Source organism: Actinomadura sp. KC345 (assembly GCF_004348515.1).
In the GTDB taxonomy this organism is placed as follows: Bacteria; Actinomycetota; Actinomycetes; order Streptosporangiales; family Streptosporangiaceae; genus Spirillospora.
This window is the reverse complement of the sequence record NZ_SMKH01000239.1, coordinates 1-12,892: the sequence shown is the minus strand read 5'-3', so window position 1 is coordinate 12,892 and position 12,892 is coordinate 1. Positions and strand designations below refer to the sequence as shown.

Annotated in this window: 13 protein-coding genes; 2 read left to right on the top strand and 11 right to left on the bottom strand. The window is 71.3% G+C overall.

Features of this window, described 5'->3' with window-relative positions; genetic code table 11:
• Positions 1-163: 163 nt before the first annotated feature.
• The 3 genes from E1281_RS29795 to ahcY (E1281_RS29785) all read right to left on the bottom strand — a co-directional run bounded on the left by E1281_RS29795 (position 164) and on the right by ahcY (E1281_RS29785) (position 3,621).
• Positions 164-760, bottom strand: coding sequence for a hypothetical protein (locus E1281_RS29795; protein WP_131883045.1), 597 nt, complete (start codon positions 758-760; stop codon positions 164-166).
• A 4-nt stretch (positions 761-764) separates the two neighbouring features.
• Positions 765-2,021 carry an adenosylhomocysteinase gene (ahcY, locus tag E1281_RS29790; protein ID WP_131883044.1) on the bottom strand — a complete coding sequence of 419 codons (1,257 nt, stop codon included), beginning with the start codon at positions 2,019-2,021 and terminating at the stop codon, positions 765-767.
• A gap of 169 nt (positions 2,022-2,190) precedes the next feature.
• A complete protein-coding gene (ahcY, locus tag E1281_RS29785) occupies positions 2,191-3,621 on the bottom strand; it encodes an adenosylhomocysteinase (RefSeq protein WP_131883043.1) in 1,431 nt (476 codons plus the stop codon).
• Between the two features lie 189 nt (positions 3,622-3,810).
• On the opposite strand from ahcY (E1281_RS29785), the gene E1281_RS29780 reads away from it, so the two are divergent.
• The gene (locus E1281_RS29780) at positions 3,811-4,170 is read left to right on the top strand and encodes a MerR family transcriptional regulator (protein ID WP_131883042.1); all 360 of its coding nucleotides are present in this window, start codon (positions 3,811-3,813) and stop codon (positions 4,168-4,170) included.
• Positions 4,171-4,464: 294 nt separating this feature from the next.
• Here the strand turns inward: E1281_RS29780 and E1281_RS29775 are convergent, their stop codons facing one another.
• The 7 genes from E1281_RS29775 to E1281_RS29745 all read right to left on the bottom strand — a co-directional run bounded on the left by E1281_RS29775 (position 4,465) and on the right by E1281_RS29745 (position 11,766).
• Complete coding sequence (locus E1281_RS29775) at positions 4,465-5,136, bottom strand: response regulator transcription factor (protein WP_131883041.1); 672 nt, start codon at positions 5,134-5,136, stop codon at positions 4,465-4,467.
• A gap of 51 nt (positions 5,137-5,187) precedes the next feature.
• Positions 5,188-6,804 (bottom strand): histidine kinase, encoded by a 1,617-nt coding sequence (locus E1281_RS42205; protein ID WP_131883040.1) that lies wholly within the window; start codon positions 6,802-6,804, stop codon positions 5,188-5,190.
• A gap of 394 nt (positions 6,805-7,198) precedes the next feature.
• Entirely contained in the window at positions 7,199-8,236 is a 1,038-nt protein-coding gene (locus E1281_RS29765; protein WP_131883039.1) for a cation diffusion facilitator family transporter, read from the bottom strand.
• Entirely contained in the window at positions 8,233-9,384 is a 1,152-nt protein-coding gene (locus E1281_RS29760; protein ID WP_243717548.1) for an SIS domain-containing protein, read from the bottom strand. Before E1281_RS29760 ends, E1281_RS29765 begins: the two co-directional genes overlap by 4 nt.
• Positions 9,381-9,557 (bottom strand): Trm112 family protein, encoded by a 177-nt coding sequence (locus E1281_RS29755; protein ID WP_347813319.1) that lies wholly within the window; start codon positions 9,555-9,557, stop codon positions 9,381-9,383. Before E1281_RS29755 ends, E1281_RS29760 begins: the two co-directional genes overlap by 4 nt.
• Positions 9,558-9,650: 93 nt before the next feature.
• Entirely contained in the window at positions 9,651-11,006 is a 1,356-nt protein-coding gene (locus E1281_RS29750) for a phosphomannomutase/phosphoglucomutase (protein ID WP_131883037.1), read from the bottom strand.
• Between the two features lie 379 nt (positions 11,007-11,385).
• Positions 11,386-11,766, bottom strand: a complete 381-nt coding sequence (locus tag E1281_RS29745; protein ID WP_131883036.1) for a DUF3499 domain-containing protein — start codon at positions 11,764-11,766, stop codon at positions 11,386-11,388.
• A gap of 213 nt (positions 11,767-11,979) precedes the next feature.
• Here E1281_RS29745 and E1281_RS29740 point away from each other — a divergent pair, with 213 nt between their 5' ends.
• A complete protein-coding gene (locus tag E1281_RS29740) occupies positions 11,980-12,396 on the top strand; it encodes a metallopeptidase family protein (RefSeq protein ID WP_131883046.1) in 417 nt (138 codons plus the stop codon).
• 111 nt (positions 12,397-12,507) lie between these two features.
• Here the strand turns inward: E1281_RS29740 and E1281_RS29735 are convergent, their stop codons facing one another.
• Positions 12,508-12,777 carry a hypothetical protein gene (locus tag E1281_RS29735; RefSeq protein ID WP_131883035.1) on the bottom strand — a complete coding sequence of 90 codons (270 nt, stop codon included), beginning with the start codon at positions 12,775-12,777 and terminating at the stop codon, positions 12,508-12,510.
• Positions 12,778-12,892: the final 115 nt, after the last annotated feature.

The window sequence follows — 12,892 nt, the reverse complement described above, 5'->3', positions numbered from 1 at the left end:
GGAGGCGGCGGCTGCCCGCCCGGTGGCTGGCCGTACACGAGCGCGGACTCCTGATCACCTAGGGAGGTAAGAGATCTTATCGACCGATGCGAGACCGATCGACCGATGCATGATCCGATCGGCAGAAGTTAGACCTTATCGACAAAGGCCGCCCGTCACGGCGTCAGGCCCGGAGATTGGGCGGGGATTCCAACTCGGTGAGTTCCACACCTGGGGCCGCGAGGACGACGTCGCCCGCCATATGCACGGTTTCGACTTCCCCCGTGGACAGGTCCGTGACGTCGTACTGCGAGACCGGGAGCGGGTCGGTGTCGGTCTCGTAGGTGGACGTTCCGGCCCGGCGCCACCGCCAGGTGGCCGTCAGCGGTGAAAGGGACGGGCCGCTCAGCCGGACGAGACGCACGTCCGTCTCCGCGTTCTCGTCCAGGTCCAGAGAGTGCGCGATCGCGACGAGGAAACCCGGCGAGTCGGACAGGAAGCCGGACGCCCGTTCGGTGTGTTCGGTGCCGGTCTCCCCGGCCGCGCGCACCCAGGCGACCTCGGGACCGGTGACGCCGCCGCGCAGCCACCAGGTGGGGGTGACGAGTTCGAGGCGGATCTGCCGCCAGCGCGCGTCCACGACGAGGTCCACGCGGACGCCGTCGGACCGCTGGGACGTGTAGCGCCAGCCGCCGGGGCCGGGCGCGCACCGGAAGCGCTCTTCCAGCCCTTCGTCCGAGTGAAGGTCCTCGTCCAGATGGAGGTAGGAGCCGGCGGGCATCGGCTCAGGACCCGATGCGCCAGGAGTGAAGGTAGTCCTCCTGGTCCTTGGTCAACAGGTCGATGGAGATGGACATCGACGCCAGCTTGAGCCGGGCGACCTCGGTGTCGATCTCCTTCGGGACGTCGTGGACGGCCGGGGACAGTGCCGAGTGGGCGGTGGCGAGCCACGCGCACGTGAGGGCCTGGTCGGCGAACGACATGTCCATGACGGCGGCGGGGTGGCCTTCCGCGGCGGCCAGGTTGACCAGCCGGCCCTCCGCCAGAAGGACGAGGCGGCGGCCGTCGGCGAGGACGTACTCGTCGGCCTGCGGGCGAACCTCGCGGTGGACCTCGACGGCCAGTTCGGCCAGGGCGCGCACGTCGATCTCGACGTCGAAATGACCGGAGTTGGCGAGGATCGCGCCGTCCTTCATCACCGCGAGATGCTCGCCGTTGACCACGTCGCGGTTACCGGTGACCGTGATGAAGACGTCGCCGTCGACGGCGGCCTCGGCCATGGGCTGGACGGCGAAGCCCTGCAGCACCGCGTCCAGGGCCTTGACCGGGTCGATCTCGGTGACGACCACGCGGGCTCCGAGGCCGCGCGCACGCTCGGCCAGGCCGCGCCCGCAGTAGCCGAAGCCCGCGATGACGACCGTCTTGCCGGCCAGGAGCGTGTTCGTCGCGCGGATGATGCCGTCCAGGGTCGACTGGCCGGTGCCGTACCGGTTGTCGAACATGTGCTTGGTGGCGGTGTCGTTGACCGCGACCATGGGGAAGCGGAGCGCCCCCTCCAACGCCATCTGGTGCAGGCGGATGACACCCGTCGTCGTCTGCTCGCAGCCCGCCTTGACCGTGCCGAGCAGGTCGGTCCGGTCGATGTGCAGCGTGTTGACCAGGTCGCAGCCGTCGTCCAGGACGAGGTCGGGCCCGGTCTCCAGTGCCTGGTGAATATGGGCGTAGTACCCCTCGCGGTCGGTGCCCGCCCGCGCGAAGACGTCCGCCCCGTACTCGCCCACGAGCGCCGCGGCGGTGTCGTCCTGTGTCGAGAGAGGGTTGGACGCGGCGAGCGCGACACTCGCGCCGCCCGCCTGGAGGGTCCGGATGAGCCCGGCGGTCTCGGTCGTGATGTGCATGCACGCCGCGACCTTCAGCCCGTCCAGTGGACGCTCCTCGGCGAACCGCTCCCGGATTTGCCGCAGAACGGGCATGCTCCGGTCGGCCCACTCGATCCGCTTGACGCCCTCGTACGCCAGCGAAGCATCCGCGATATCGCTCATCAGCACCCCTCAAGGCGACGAACCGCCGCACCACTCCTACGACCACACCAGCCGGCACACGAGCCACGCGACGACCCGGAACCGTCGCGATCGCGTCCGGTGGCAATCGCACGCGGTGCCCGTGGCGGAGGGCGCCCCAGCGCCCTCCGCCACGGGCACCGCCATGAACTCAGTAGCGGTAGTGGTCCGGCTTGTAGGGGCCTTCGACGTGGACGCCGATGTAGGCGGCCTGCTCCTTGGTCAGCTCGGTGAGCTTCACGCCGAGCGCGTCCAGGTGGAGGCGGGCGACCTTCTCGTCCAGGTGCTTCGGCAGGACGTAGACGTCGACCGGGTACTCGTCGGTCTTGGTGAACAGCTCGATCTGCGCGATGACCTGGTTCGTGAACGAGTTGGACATCACGAACGAGGGGTGGCCGGTGGCGCAGCCCAGGTTCATCAGGCGGCCCTCGGCGAGGACGAGGATGGAGTGGCCGTCGGGGAAGCGCCACTCGTGGACCTGCGGCTTGATCTCGATCTTCTCGATGCCGGGGATCCTGGCGAGGCCGGCCATGTCGATCTCGTTGTCGAAGTGCCCGATGTTGGACACGATCGCCTGGTGCTTCATCCGGCTCATGTGGTCGGCCGTGATGATGTTGAAGTTGCCCGTGGTGGTGACGAAGATGTCGGCGCTGTCGACGACGTCCTCCAGGGTGGTGACCTGGTAGCCGTCCATCGCGGCCTGGAGGGCGCAGATCGGGTCGATCTCGGTGACGATCACGCGGGCGCCCTGGCCCTTGAGCGCGTCCGCGCAGCCCTTGCCGACGTCGCCGTAACCGCACACGACCGCGACCTTGCCGCCGATCAGCACGTCGGTGGCGCGGTTCAGGCCGTCCAGGACGCTGTGGCGGCAGCCGTACTTGTTGTCGAACTTCGACTTCGTGACCGAGTCGTTGACGTTGATCGCCGGGAAGGCGAGCGTGCCGGCCTTCGCCATCTCGTAGAGGCGGTGGACGCCGGTCGTGGTCTCCTCGGTGACGCCCTTGATCCCGGCGGCGGTCTCGGTCCAGCGGCCGGGCTTGTCGGCGATGGTGCGGCGGAGGGTGTCGAGGACGACGCCCCACTCCTCGGGGTCTTCGGCGGTGGCGGTCGGGACGGCGCCCGCCTTCTCGTACTCGGCGCCCTTGAGGACCAGCATGGTCGCGTCGCCGCCGTCGTCCAGGATCATGTTCGGGCCGGTGCCGTCCGGCCACTGGAGCGCCTGGTCGGTGCACCACCAGTACTCTTCGAGCGTCTCGCCCTTCCAGGCGAACACCGGGACGCCCTGCGGGTTCTCGGTGGAGCCGTTCTTGCCCACGACGACCGCGGCGGCGGCGTGGTCCTGGGTGGAGAAGATGTTGCAGGACACCCAGCGGACGTCGGCTCCGAGGTCCACCAGCGTCTCGATCAGCACGGCGGTCTGGATCGTCATGTGCAGCGAGCCCATGATCTTGGCGCCGCTCAGCGGCTTGGTGGCGGCGTACTCCTCGCGCACCGCCATCAGGCCCGGCATCTCGTGCTCGGCGAGCCGGATCTCCCGGCGCCCGAAGTCGGCCAGCGAAAGGTCGGCGACCTTGTAGTCCATGCTTTCGTTGCTCCTCGATCGTGGAGGTGGTTGCGGTGGATCCGCGGGGTGCGGTTCGGCACGCGGTCTGTTCGCGGGTCGTGACCGCTCGTGCGAACGGTGGCGTCGACGCCGTGAGTCTAAGCGCGCCGGGTGGCCCCTGGCACGACCGGACGGGACTTTCTGACACTTATTTGTCAGAATCGGTCCATGCGCATCACTGAGGCCGCCCGGCGGCTCGGCACCTCGCCCCGCATGCTCCGCTACCGCGAGGCCCTCGGGCTGCTGCCGGCCACCCGGGAGGGGATCTCCGCGCGCGGGCGCGGCGGCGGGCACCGCCAGTTCGGCGACACCGAGCTGCGGGCGGTCGCCCTCGCCCTCGCCCTGGAGAAGCGCTACGACATCGGCCCGGCCGAGCTGGCGTTCGGCCTCCGCGTCCTGGCCGAACCGCAGGTGCAGGCGCACGTACGCGAACTGGGCGAACGCATCGGCCGCCTCTCCGCGCCCCCGGCCCGCGCCCTCGACTTCGAAAAGGAGAAGGCCATGCGCCTCCTCCGCCGCCGTCCGTAACCGCGAAGAAGAGAGGCCATTGCGCCTCCTCCGCCGTCATGGTTCCTGGTGACCCCGGCCACGCACGCGAGCGCGCTAACTGACCGGTGAGGCGACGCCGGAGGCGAGCCTCACCGGGAAGATCGCCGGTGATGGCCGAGCGAAGCTCGTCGTTTGGATGGTGGTGGGTGGGGGCTGGAGGACGGTTCGCGCTCGCACAGGCCAGGTCACGGAGCGAGCCGCCAGGCGAGCGCAGTGGGCCAGGACTGCAATAAACACAGCGGCCGCCAGGCGAGCGGAGTGTGCCGGTCCTAGTCAGTACGTGCTTTCACCGGGGACGACGACGCCGGATTCGTAGGCGAGCATGACGGCCTGGGCGCGGTCGCGGAGGTGGAGCTTGGTGAAGACGCGGGCGACGTGCGTCTTGACGGTGTGTTCGCTGACCACGAGGCGTTCCGCGATCTCGCCGTTGGACAGGCCGCCCGCGATGAGGACGAGGACCTCCGACTCGCGGGCCGTCAGCGTGGACAGTTCCGAGGGCGCCTGCGGCCTGTTGCGCCGCTGCTTGGTGAACTCGCGGATGAGCCGTCCGGTGACCTGCGGGGCGAGGAGGGAGTCGCCGCGCGCCACCACCCGGACGGCCGAGACGAGCTCGTCCGCCGTCGCGTCCTTCAGCAGGAAGCCGCTCGCGCCGACGGCGAGCGCCTCGTAGACGTACTCGTCCACGTCGAACGTCGTCAGCACCAGGACCCGGACGCCCTCCGAGCCGGAGAGGGCGAGGATGCGGCGGGTGGCCTCGATGCCGTCCATGCCGGGCATCCGGATGTCCATGACGACGACGTCGGGACGGTTCCGTTCGGCGATCCGGACGGCCTCGCGCCCGTCGCCGGCCTCGCCGATGACGGAGATGTCGCCCTGGGCGTCGAGCAGGGCGGCGAACCCGGCCCGCACGATCGTCTGGTCGTCGACGATCAGCACGTTGATCACCGCTGCCGCCTCACCTGGCGAAGGCGGGCACGACGGGCCCCACGGCGGGGATCAACGCCCGCCGGGGGGCGCCTCGGAACCGTGTGCACCGGTGGTCTTCCCCTCACTCGACAGCGGAAGCTCGGCCTCCACCAGGAACCCGCCCTCGGTGGCCGGGCCGGCGGAGAACCGTCCGCCCAGCATCGTCGCACGTTCCCGCATCCCGACGAGGCCATGTCCGCCAACGGACTCCGGCGCCTCCAGTCGGGTACGGCCGGCGTCCGCGGCGTTCCCGCCCGCGGGGTTCAGTACCGCGGTACGGGAGCCGGGGTCGTCGCGGTTCAGGACGCGGGTCGGCGCGGAGGGGCCCTGCCCCGCATGATCTTGCCCTGCGTGCGCCTGCCCCTGGGCCGAGCCGTCGTCGCGGACGCGGACCGCCAGCCGGTCCGGCATGAACATCAAGTCGACGCGCACCCCGGCGCCGGGCGCGTGCCGCCGGGCGTTCGTCAGGGCCTCCTGGACGATCCGGTACGCCGACAGCTCCACCGTCGTGGACAGGGCGCGCGGGTCGCCGTGCACGGCGAGGTCGACCTCGCCGCCGGCGCCGCGGTGCTGGTCGATCAGGTCGGGCAGCCGGTCCAGGCGCGGCTGCGGCGAGTTGGCCGTCTCGGGCTCCGGCGTGGCGTCGGCCCGCAGCACGCTCAGCAGCCGCCGCATCTCCACGAGCGCGTCCCGCGCGGTCTTGGCGATCTCGGTGTAGCCGGCGCGGGCCTCGGGCGACAGGTCGTCCATCGTGTAGGGGGCGGTCTCGGCCTGCACCGCGATCATGGAGACGGAGTGCGCGACGACGTCGTGCAGCTCGCGGGCGATGCGGGCGCGCTCGCGCATCACCGCCTGCTCCCGCTGGACGACGGTGAGCCGGGTGAGCGTCTCGTTGGTGCGTTCGGCGGCCTCCGCCTCGGTCCGTCCGGCCGACTCCACGACGCGGCGGGCGTCCCCGAGGCCGATCGCGGCGAGGACCGCGACGAACGGCGCCGGCCACGGGATGTCGTCCAGGCTTCCCGTGGCCAGGTAGACGACCGCGAGGGTGGCGACGCTCCCGGCGGCGAGCACGCCGGTGGACTGGCGGGGCAGCTGACGGCCCAGCGCGTACAGCGTGTAGAGGGCCGCGAAGCCGGTGGTGATCAGCAGGTCCGCGCCGGTGAGCAGGTTCGCCGCGACCGCGCCGAGCACCACGGCCGCGACCGGGCGCAGGCTCTCGCGGCGCCAGACGAGCGGGAGCGTCGCCGCGACCGCGAACCCGCCCGCGAGGCTGATCGGCGACTCGGCGCGCGGCGCCAGCTCGGCCAGCGCCGCCACGGTGAGGGCGAGGCCGGTCAGCGGGGCGAAGTACCAGGCGTCCGCGAACTCCCGCCAGGCGTTGATCCAGCGCGGCAGCGGCGCCGTCGCGTCCGCCGGGGCGCCGCCGGGCATGCCGGGGGACGGCCGGCGTCCCATGCCGCCGTTCAGCCGCGCGGCGAGCCGGGCCGCCGCCGGGCGCAGGAGGGTGCCGATGCCGGTGAGGATCCACAGCAGCAGCTGCCCCACACCCGCTACGATCCGGCCGGACAGCCGCCACGCGTGGTGCGCGAGCGCTGGGCCGAACCCCGCGGGATCGGGTCCGGTCCGGGCCTTGTCGTCGGAGCTCACCCCTCAATACTGGCCTCTGGGACGCGCGGTCGCCTCACCGCGCGGATGTATGCGGGCGAGGCGAGTCCACCTGGAGTACCACGCGCGTTCCCTCCCTGAGGGGGACGTGCCGGACACCGGCGCGAACGTAGTGTCTTAACCGTGACCGCGACGGTGGCCCCGCCGACGTAGGGGTTCGGCGGGGCCACCGCGGTCACACCAGAACCGCCCGGCTTCAGGGGTCCGGGCGGGGACACATGGGAAGCACCTTGCCGGACGGCCGTGGTACGGGCCTCCTCGGAGGCATTCGCCGGTCTCGCCTGGGCTGGGGTCGATCGGCAGACGGCGGCCGTCCGGCGAGGGGTCCCATGGTCCTCCAAGACCCCTCGCCGGACAAGCGCGCGTCCGGACGGGATCAGGACGATGCCGGGGGCTCCGAGCCCGACTTCTCCGTGCCCGTTTTCTCCAGGCCCGACTTCTCCGAGCCCGACTTCTCTGAGTTCGCCTCCGGGCTCTCCGCGGGCTCCGGGACGCTCTTGGCCGAGGGCTCGCTCAGCGCGGGCTCCAGATAGATCAGCTTCGCCTCCGGGCAGAACTCCCGGATCTTGGCCTCCGCGGCGTCGATGCCCCGGGCGACGTCCGCGGCCGTGTCGTCGTGGCTGACGGCGATCTTGGCGGCGATCAGCAGCTCCTCCGGGCCCATGTACTGGGTGCGCATGTGGACGAGGTGGTCGACCTGCTCCACCGACTCCAGCGCCTCGACGATCCCCCGCTCGAGCTCGGCGTCGGCGCCCTCGCCGATCAGCAGGCTCTTGGTCTCGAACGCCAGGATCACCGCGATCACGGCGAGCAGGACACCGATCCCGATGGTGCCGATGCCGTCCCACACACCGTCGCCGGTCACCACGGCCATCGTGACGCCGAACAGCGCGAAGATCAGGCCCACGAGGGCGCCCAGGTCCTCCAGCAGCACCACCGGCAGCTCCGGAGCCTTCGCGCGGCGGATGAACGTCCACCAGGACTGGTCGCCGCGGACGCGGTTCGACTCCACGATCGCGGTGCGGAACGAGAAGATCTCCATGATGATCGCGGCGATCAGCACCCCGAACGCCCAGCCCGGGGACTTGAGCTCCTCCGGGTGGGAGATCTTGTGATAGCCCTCGTACAGCGAGAACATCGCCCCGATCGTGAACAGGACGACCGCGACGACGAACGCGTAGAAGTAGCGCTCGCGCCCGTAGCCGAACTGGTGCTGCTGTGTACGGCCGCGCTTGGCGCGCTTTCCGCCCAGCAGCAGCAGCGCCTGGTTTCCGGCGTCCGCCACCGAGTGGACCGACTCGGCGATCATCGACGACGAACCGGTGAACAGGAACGCGACGAACTTCGATGCCGCGATTCCGGTATTGGCGAGCAACGCGGCGATGATCGCCTTCGTTCCGCCCTCTGCACTCATACCTGGGAAATCCTCGCCTTGAGTTCTTGGATGACCGGCACCGGAGTGGGGTCCACGCCCAGCGCGATAGCCAAGTAAACCGTGATGTAGTCCGCCAGCGCGATCAGTGTCGCGATTCTTTCCAGCGGATGCTCTCCCTCGGCTCGGATCTCGGTGACCGATACGCCCCGGTCGCGGGCCATCTCGGCGGACGCCTCGCACCGCCTGCGCACCTGCGGATGTTCGTCGACGTCCCGCATGACGACGAGGTGCAGCCCGTGCTCGGGCCCGGGGTCGTCCACACGGTCGCGGAAGAAGTCGTCCGCGTCGAAGGGGCCGCTCCGCGGTGCGAAGAAGCCGTCGAACGCCATCACCTGGTTGTGGTCGGCCTCCGGGACCTCACCGAAGACGCCCGGGTACTTGGCGTTCTCGTTGAGCTGGCAGCACAGCCGGTAGGCCGCCGCCGCGGCCGGCGCGGACGACCCCCACACCATCGGCACGTCTCCCGCGAGGTCGAGCGCGATCCGCTTGGCGGGGTTGACGAACGGCTCGCTGGACGGGCGGCACCGGTGCGCGACGTCCTCCAGCAGCCCGGCGGTGGACTCCAGGACCGCGTCGGGCACGTCCGCCAGGCCCAGGGTGCGCGCGGCGAGGACCAGCGGGATCGTCAGGCCCCACAGCGTCGAGCGCGGCTGCCCGGCCGAGCGGACCGGGACGAACAGCCCGCGGCTCCTGTCGGACAGGGCCGCGAGCGACGAGTCCGCCCCGCCGACGAACAGCAGCCTGCAGCCGCGGCGGCCGGCCTCCGCGGCGACCTCAAGGGTCTCCTCCGTCTCCCCGGAGCAGGACACCGCGATGACGAGATCGGCCGCGCCGACCCAGCCGGGCAGCCGGTAGCCGCGCACCGTCGTCACCGGGACGGCGCAGCCCACGCCGCACACGGCGGCGAGGACGTCCCCCGACAGGCCCGAGCCGCCCATGCCGGTGACCACGATCGCGCGGGGCCTGCCGTCCTCGGCGAGCGCGGAGATCCCCGCCTCGGCCGCCGCCCGCTGCGCCTCGCGGACCTGCGCCGCCGACGAGGCGACCTGCCGCAGCATCCCGCCGGGGTCGGCCGCCTCCGCCGCCGCCGCGTCCTCCAGCCGCGAAGGGTCCGGCCGCTGCGTCACGGAGCGGGCGTCCTGGCCTCGTCGACGAGCAGGACGGGGATGTCGTCGCGGACGGGGTAGGCGTAGCCGCACGAGCCGGTGCACACCAGCTCGGCGGCGGCCTCGTCGGCGCGGAGCCCGCCGCCGCAGTTGGGGCAGGCGAGGATCTCCATCAGCCAGGAGTCGAGCTTCATCGTCATACCAGCGTCACTTCCTCAGCGGTGCTTCTTCTTCGGCGAGCTTCTTCTTCGGCCCGGTCGCTTCTCGGCGGGTCGCTTCTCGGCGGGTCACTTCTCCCGGACGAGGGCCAGGACCTCGTCGCGGACGGCCGCCATGGTCGCGTCGTCGGCCGCCTCGGCGTTGAGGCGCAGCAGCGGCTCGGTGTTGGACGGCCGCAGGTTGAACCACCATCCGCCGGCCTCGTCGCTCACGGTCAGCCCGTCCAGCTCGTCGGTCGTGACGCCGGGCCGCCCGGCGAAGGCCTCCCGGACCTTCGCGGCGGCGGCCGCCTGGTCGGCGACCTCGCTGTTGATCTCTCCGGACGCGACATAGCGGGTGTACTCGCCGAGCAGTTCCGACAGCGGCCCGTCCTGCCGCCCGAGCGCCGCGAGCACGTGAAGGGCCGCGAGCATTCCGGAGTCGGCGAACCAGAAGTCGCGGAAGTAGAAGTGCGCCGAGTGCTCGCCACCGAACACCGCGCCCGTCTCCGCCATCGTCTGCTTGATGAACGAGTGCCCGACGCGCGTCCGGACGGGCGTCCCGCCGTGCTCGGCGACGATCTCCGGGACGGCCTGCGAGGAGATCAGGTTGTGCACGATCGAGGAGCCGGGGTGCTTGGCCAGCTCCCGGGTGGCGACCAGCGCCGTGATCGCGGACGGGGCGACGATCTCGCCGCGCTCGTCCACCACGAAGCAGCGGTCGGCGTCGCCGTCGAAGGCGAGCCCGATGTCGGCGCCGGTCTCGCGGACCTCGGCCTGCAGGTCGCGGAGGTTCTCCGGCTCGATCGGGTTGGCCTCGTGGTTGGGGAAGGTCCCGTCCAGCTCGAAGTACAGCGGCACCAGGTCGATCGGCAGGCCCTCGAAGACCGAGGGGACGGTGTGGCCGCCCATGCCGTTGCCCGCGTCCACGACGACCTTGAGCGGGCGGATGGGCGACAGGTCGACGAGCGTCTTCAGGTGGTCGGCGTAGCCCTTGAGGACGTCGCGCCGCGTGACCGTGCCGGGCTCGCCGTCATAGGCCGGGACGCCGTTCTCGATCATTTCGCGGATCTCGGAGAGGCCGGAGTCGCTGCCGACCGGCCGGGCGCCCGAGCGGCACAGCTTCATCCCGTTGTACCTGGCCGGGTTGTGGCTCGCGGTGAACATCGCGCCGGGCAGGTCGAGGCTTCCGCTGGCGTAGTAGAGCAGGTCGGTGGAACCGAGCCCGGCCTCGACCACGTCCGCGCCCTGGGACGTCGCGCCCCGCGCGAACGCCTCCGACAGCGGGACCGACGACTCCCGCATGTCGTGGGCCGTGACGACCGCGCTCGCCCCCGTCACCCGGACGAAGGCCGCGCCGGCGGCCTCGGCGGTCGCGGCGTCGAGCTCGTCCGGCACGACGCCGCGGATGTCGTACGCCTTGAAGATCTTGGCGAGGTCGCCCACTCCTGCTCCCTGTCCAGAAGAACCCGGCCCGGAAGACCCCCGGCCCAGGTGAACCCTGCTCGGAAAGAACCCTGCTCGGAAAGAACCCCTACCCGGAAAGAAGTCTGTCCGGAATGCCCTGCCCGGGTGAACGCCGCCCGGAAGGACCTTGCCCGGTGAACGCCTCCCGCCCGAACGCCTGCCGGAGGAACGCCGTCCGGAAAGAGCCCTGCTCGGAAGAACTCGGAAGAACACCGCCTGCAGAACGCCGCCCCGGAAGAAGCGACAGAGACACGAGCCTACCGAAACGGGCCGCGGCGCCCGTCCCGTACCGCCACCACGCCGGTCATCCCTGCTGGATCGGGGCCGCTCGTGCGGGTTCCCGGCGGCGGGAAGGGGGTCACTCCTGGCCGGGCTGCGTTGCGGCGGGCTCGGAGCGGAGGACCCTCAGATGGCCCCGGCGTCCCACCTCGGTGCCCTGGCCCACCGGCTCCTGGCCCGGCCCGGCGGTGGGCTTGGCGGCCTCGCGGACGGCGTCGGCGAGGGCCTCCAGGTCGTCCGTGCTGGGCTCGGACTCCTCCTCGACCGGCAGCCGCACCAGCTCCCACCCCATCGGGGCGGTGAGCCGCTCGGAGTGCTCCGCGCACAGGTCGTAGCAGTGCGGCTCGGCGTACGTGGCAAGCGGCCCCAGTACCGCGGTGGAGTCGCGGTAGACGTACGTGAGCGTGAACACTGCTGGCGCCTTGCAGGCGGTGCGGGAGCAGGTACGGACGGGGCTCACGATGGCTGACCGTACCTCCCTCCCACCGGCTCCGCCACCACCCGGGCGCACGTGTCGCCGTTACCGGGCGATTTCCGGGGCAACAACTACATTCCGTATGGTCCCCGACCCTCACCGTGCGGCACCTGGACACCGTCCGGCTCCTGTGGCAACCGGCGTCCCCGGCGCGGGGACCCCGGGGCGCGGAGGTACTCTGGTGGCGTGCGATCCCGTGTGGCAGGCGTACGGCGTCGCGATCGGCACGGTCGTGGCGTCCGTGGTCCTCTGACACCCCCACAGGCGCCGGTCTCACGCACCCGGGCGGAGCGGTTCGACGACCTCGTGGACGACGAGGTGCGCCGGCTGGGTCTGCGCTGGGGCCGGGAACTGGCGAAGGTCCGGTTCTCGGTCGAGGAGGTGCCGCCCGTCGAGCCGGGGTTCGAGGGCCCCGTCCCGCTCGGGCAGACCGTCCCCGGCGAGGGCGGGCGGCCGGTGCGCATCGTGGTCTTCCGCCGTCCCACCGAGGCCCGCGCGACCGGCGAGGCGGAGATCGCGCGCCTCGTCCGCGACCTGCTCGTCGAGGAGGTCGCCGACCTGCTCGGCCTGTCCCCCGAGTCCGTGGACCCGAGCTACGACTCGCCCGACGACTGACCTCGGCGGAGCATCGGCCGGCCCGGACACGACGGCGGACAGGCGGCGGACAAAAAGAAATTCGCGCCGCCGACAGGTGCGGCGACACGAATTCGTGTTGGCGCGCGGCCGCTAGTGCCGCGCGCGTTCATTCGAAGGTAATCGCTTCGAACTGCGGGACCTCTTGGCGATCCACACGATCAGCGTGATCAGCACCGCCAGCAGGATGAGGCCGTAGAGCCCCATGAAGTGCCAGAGCGCGTACAGCACGTACGGCACCGTGGTGATCGCCAGCCCGAGCAGGAGCAGGCCGATGATCCACCGTGCGATGGCCACCAGGACCACCAGTACGCCCCACAGGCCCTTGCCCGCGACGCGGATGGCGTTCTTGAAGCGTCCCATGGACGCCCCCCTCTCTTGTTTGTGTTCTTGTTTGTGTTCGATCTCGGTCTGGACCGTCCGCGCGAGGGGGGTGGCGGCAATCGCTCGGCCGTCCGCATGCGGACGGCCGAGTCAC

Coding starts and splice junctions, on each gene's coding strand:
- E1281_RS29735 (WP_131883035.1), bottom strand. CDS start 12,777: ATGGGACGCTTCAAGAACGCCATCCGCGTCGCGGGCAAGGGCCTGTGG.
- E1281_RS29780 (WP_131883042.1), top strand. CDS start 3,811: ATGCGCATCACTGAGGCCGCCCGGCGGCTCGGCACCTCGCCCCGCATG.
- ahcY (WP_131883044.1), bottom strand. CDS start 2,021: ATGAGCGATATCGCGGATGCTTCGCTGGCGTACGAGGGCGTCAAGCGG.
- E1281_RS29795 (WP_131883045.1), bottom strand. CDS start 760: ATGCCCGCCGGCTCCTACCTCCATCTGGACGAGGACCTTCACTCGGAC.
- ahcY (WP_131883043.1), bottom strand. CDS start 3,621: ATGGACTACAAGGTCGCCGACCTTTCGCTGGCCGACTTCGGGCGCCGG.
- E1281_RS29765 (WP_131883039.1), bottom strand. CDS start 8,236: ATGAGTGCAGAGGGCGGAACGAAGGCGATCATCGCCGCGTTGCTCGCC.
- E1281_RS29755 (WP_347813319.1), bottom strand. CDS start 9,557: ATGAAGCTCGACTCCTGGCTGATGGAGATCCTCGCCTGCCCCAACTGC.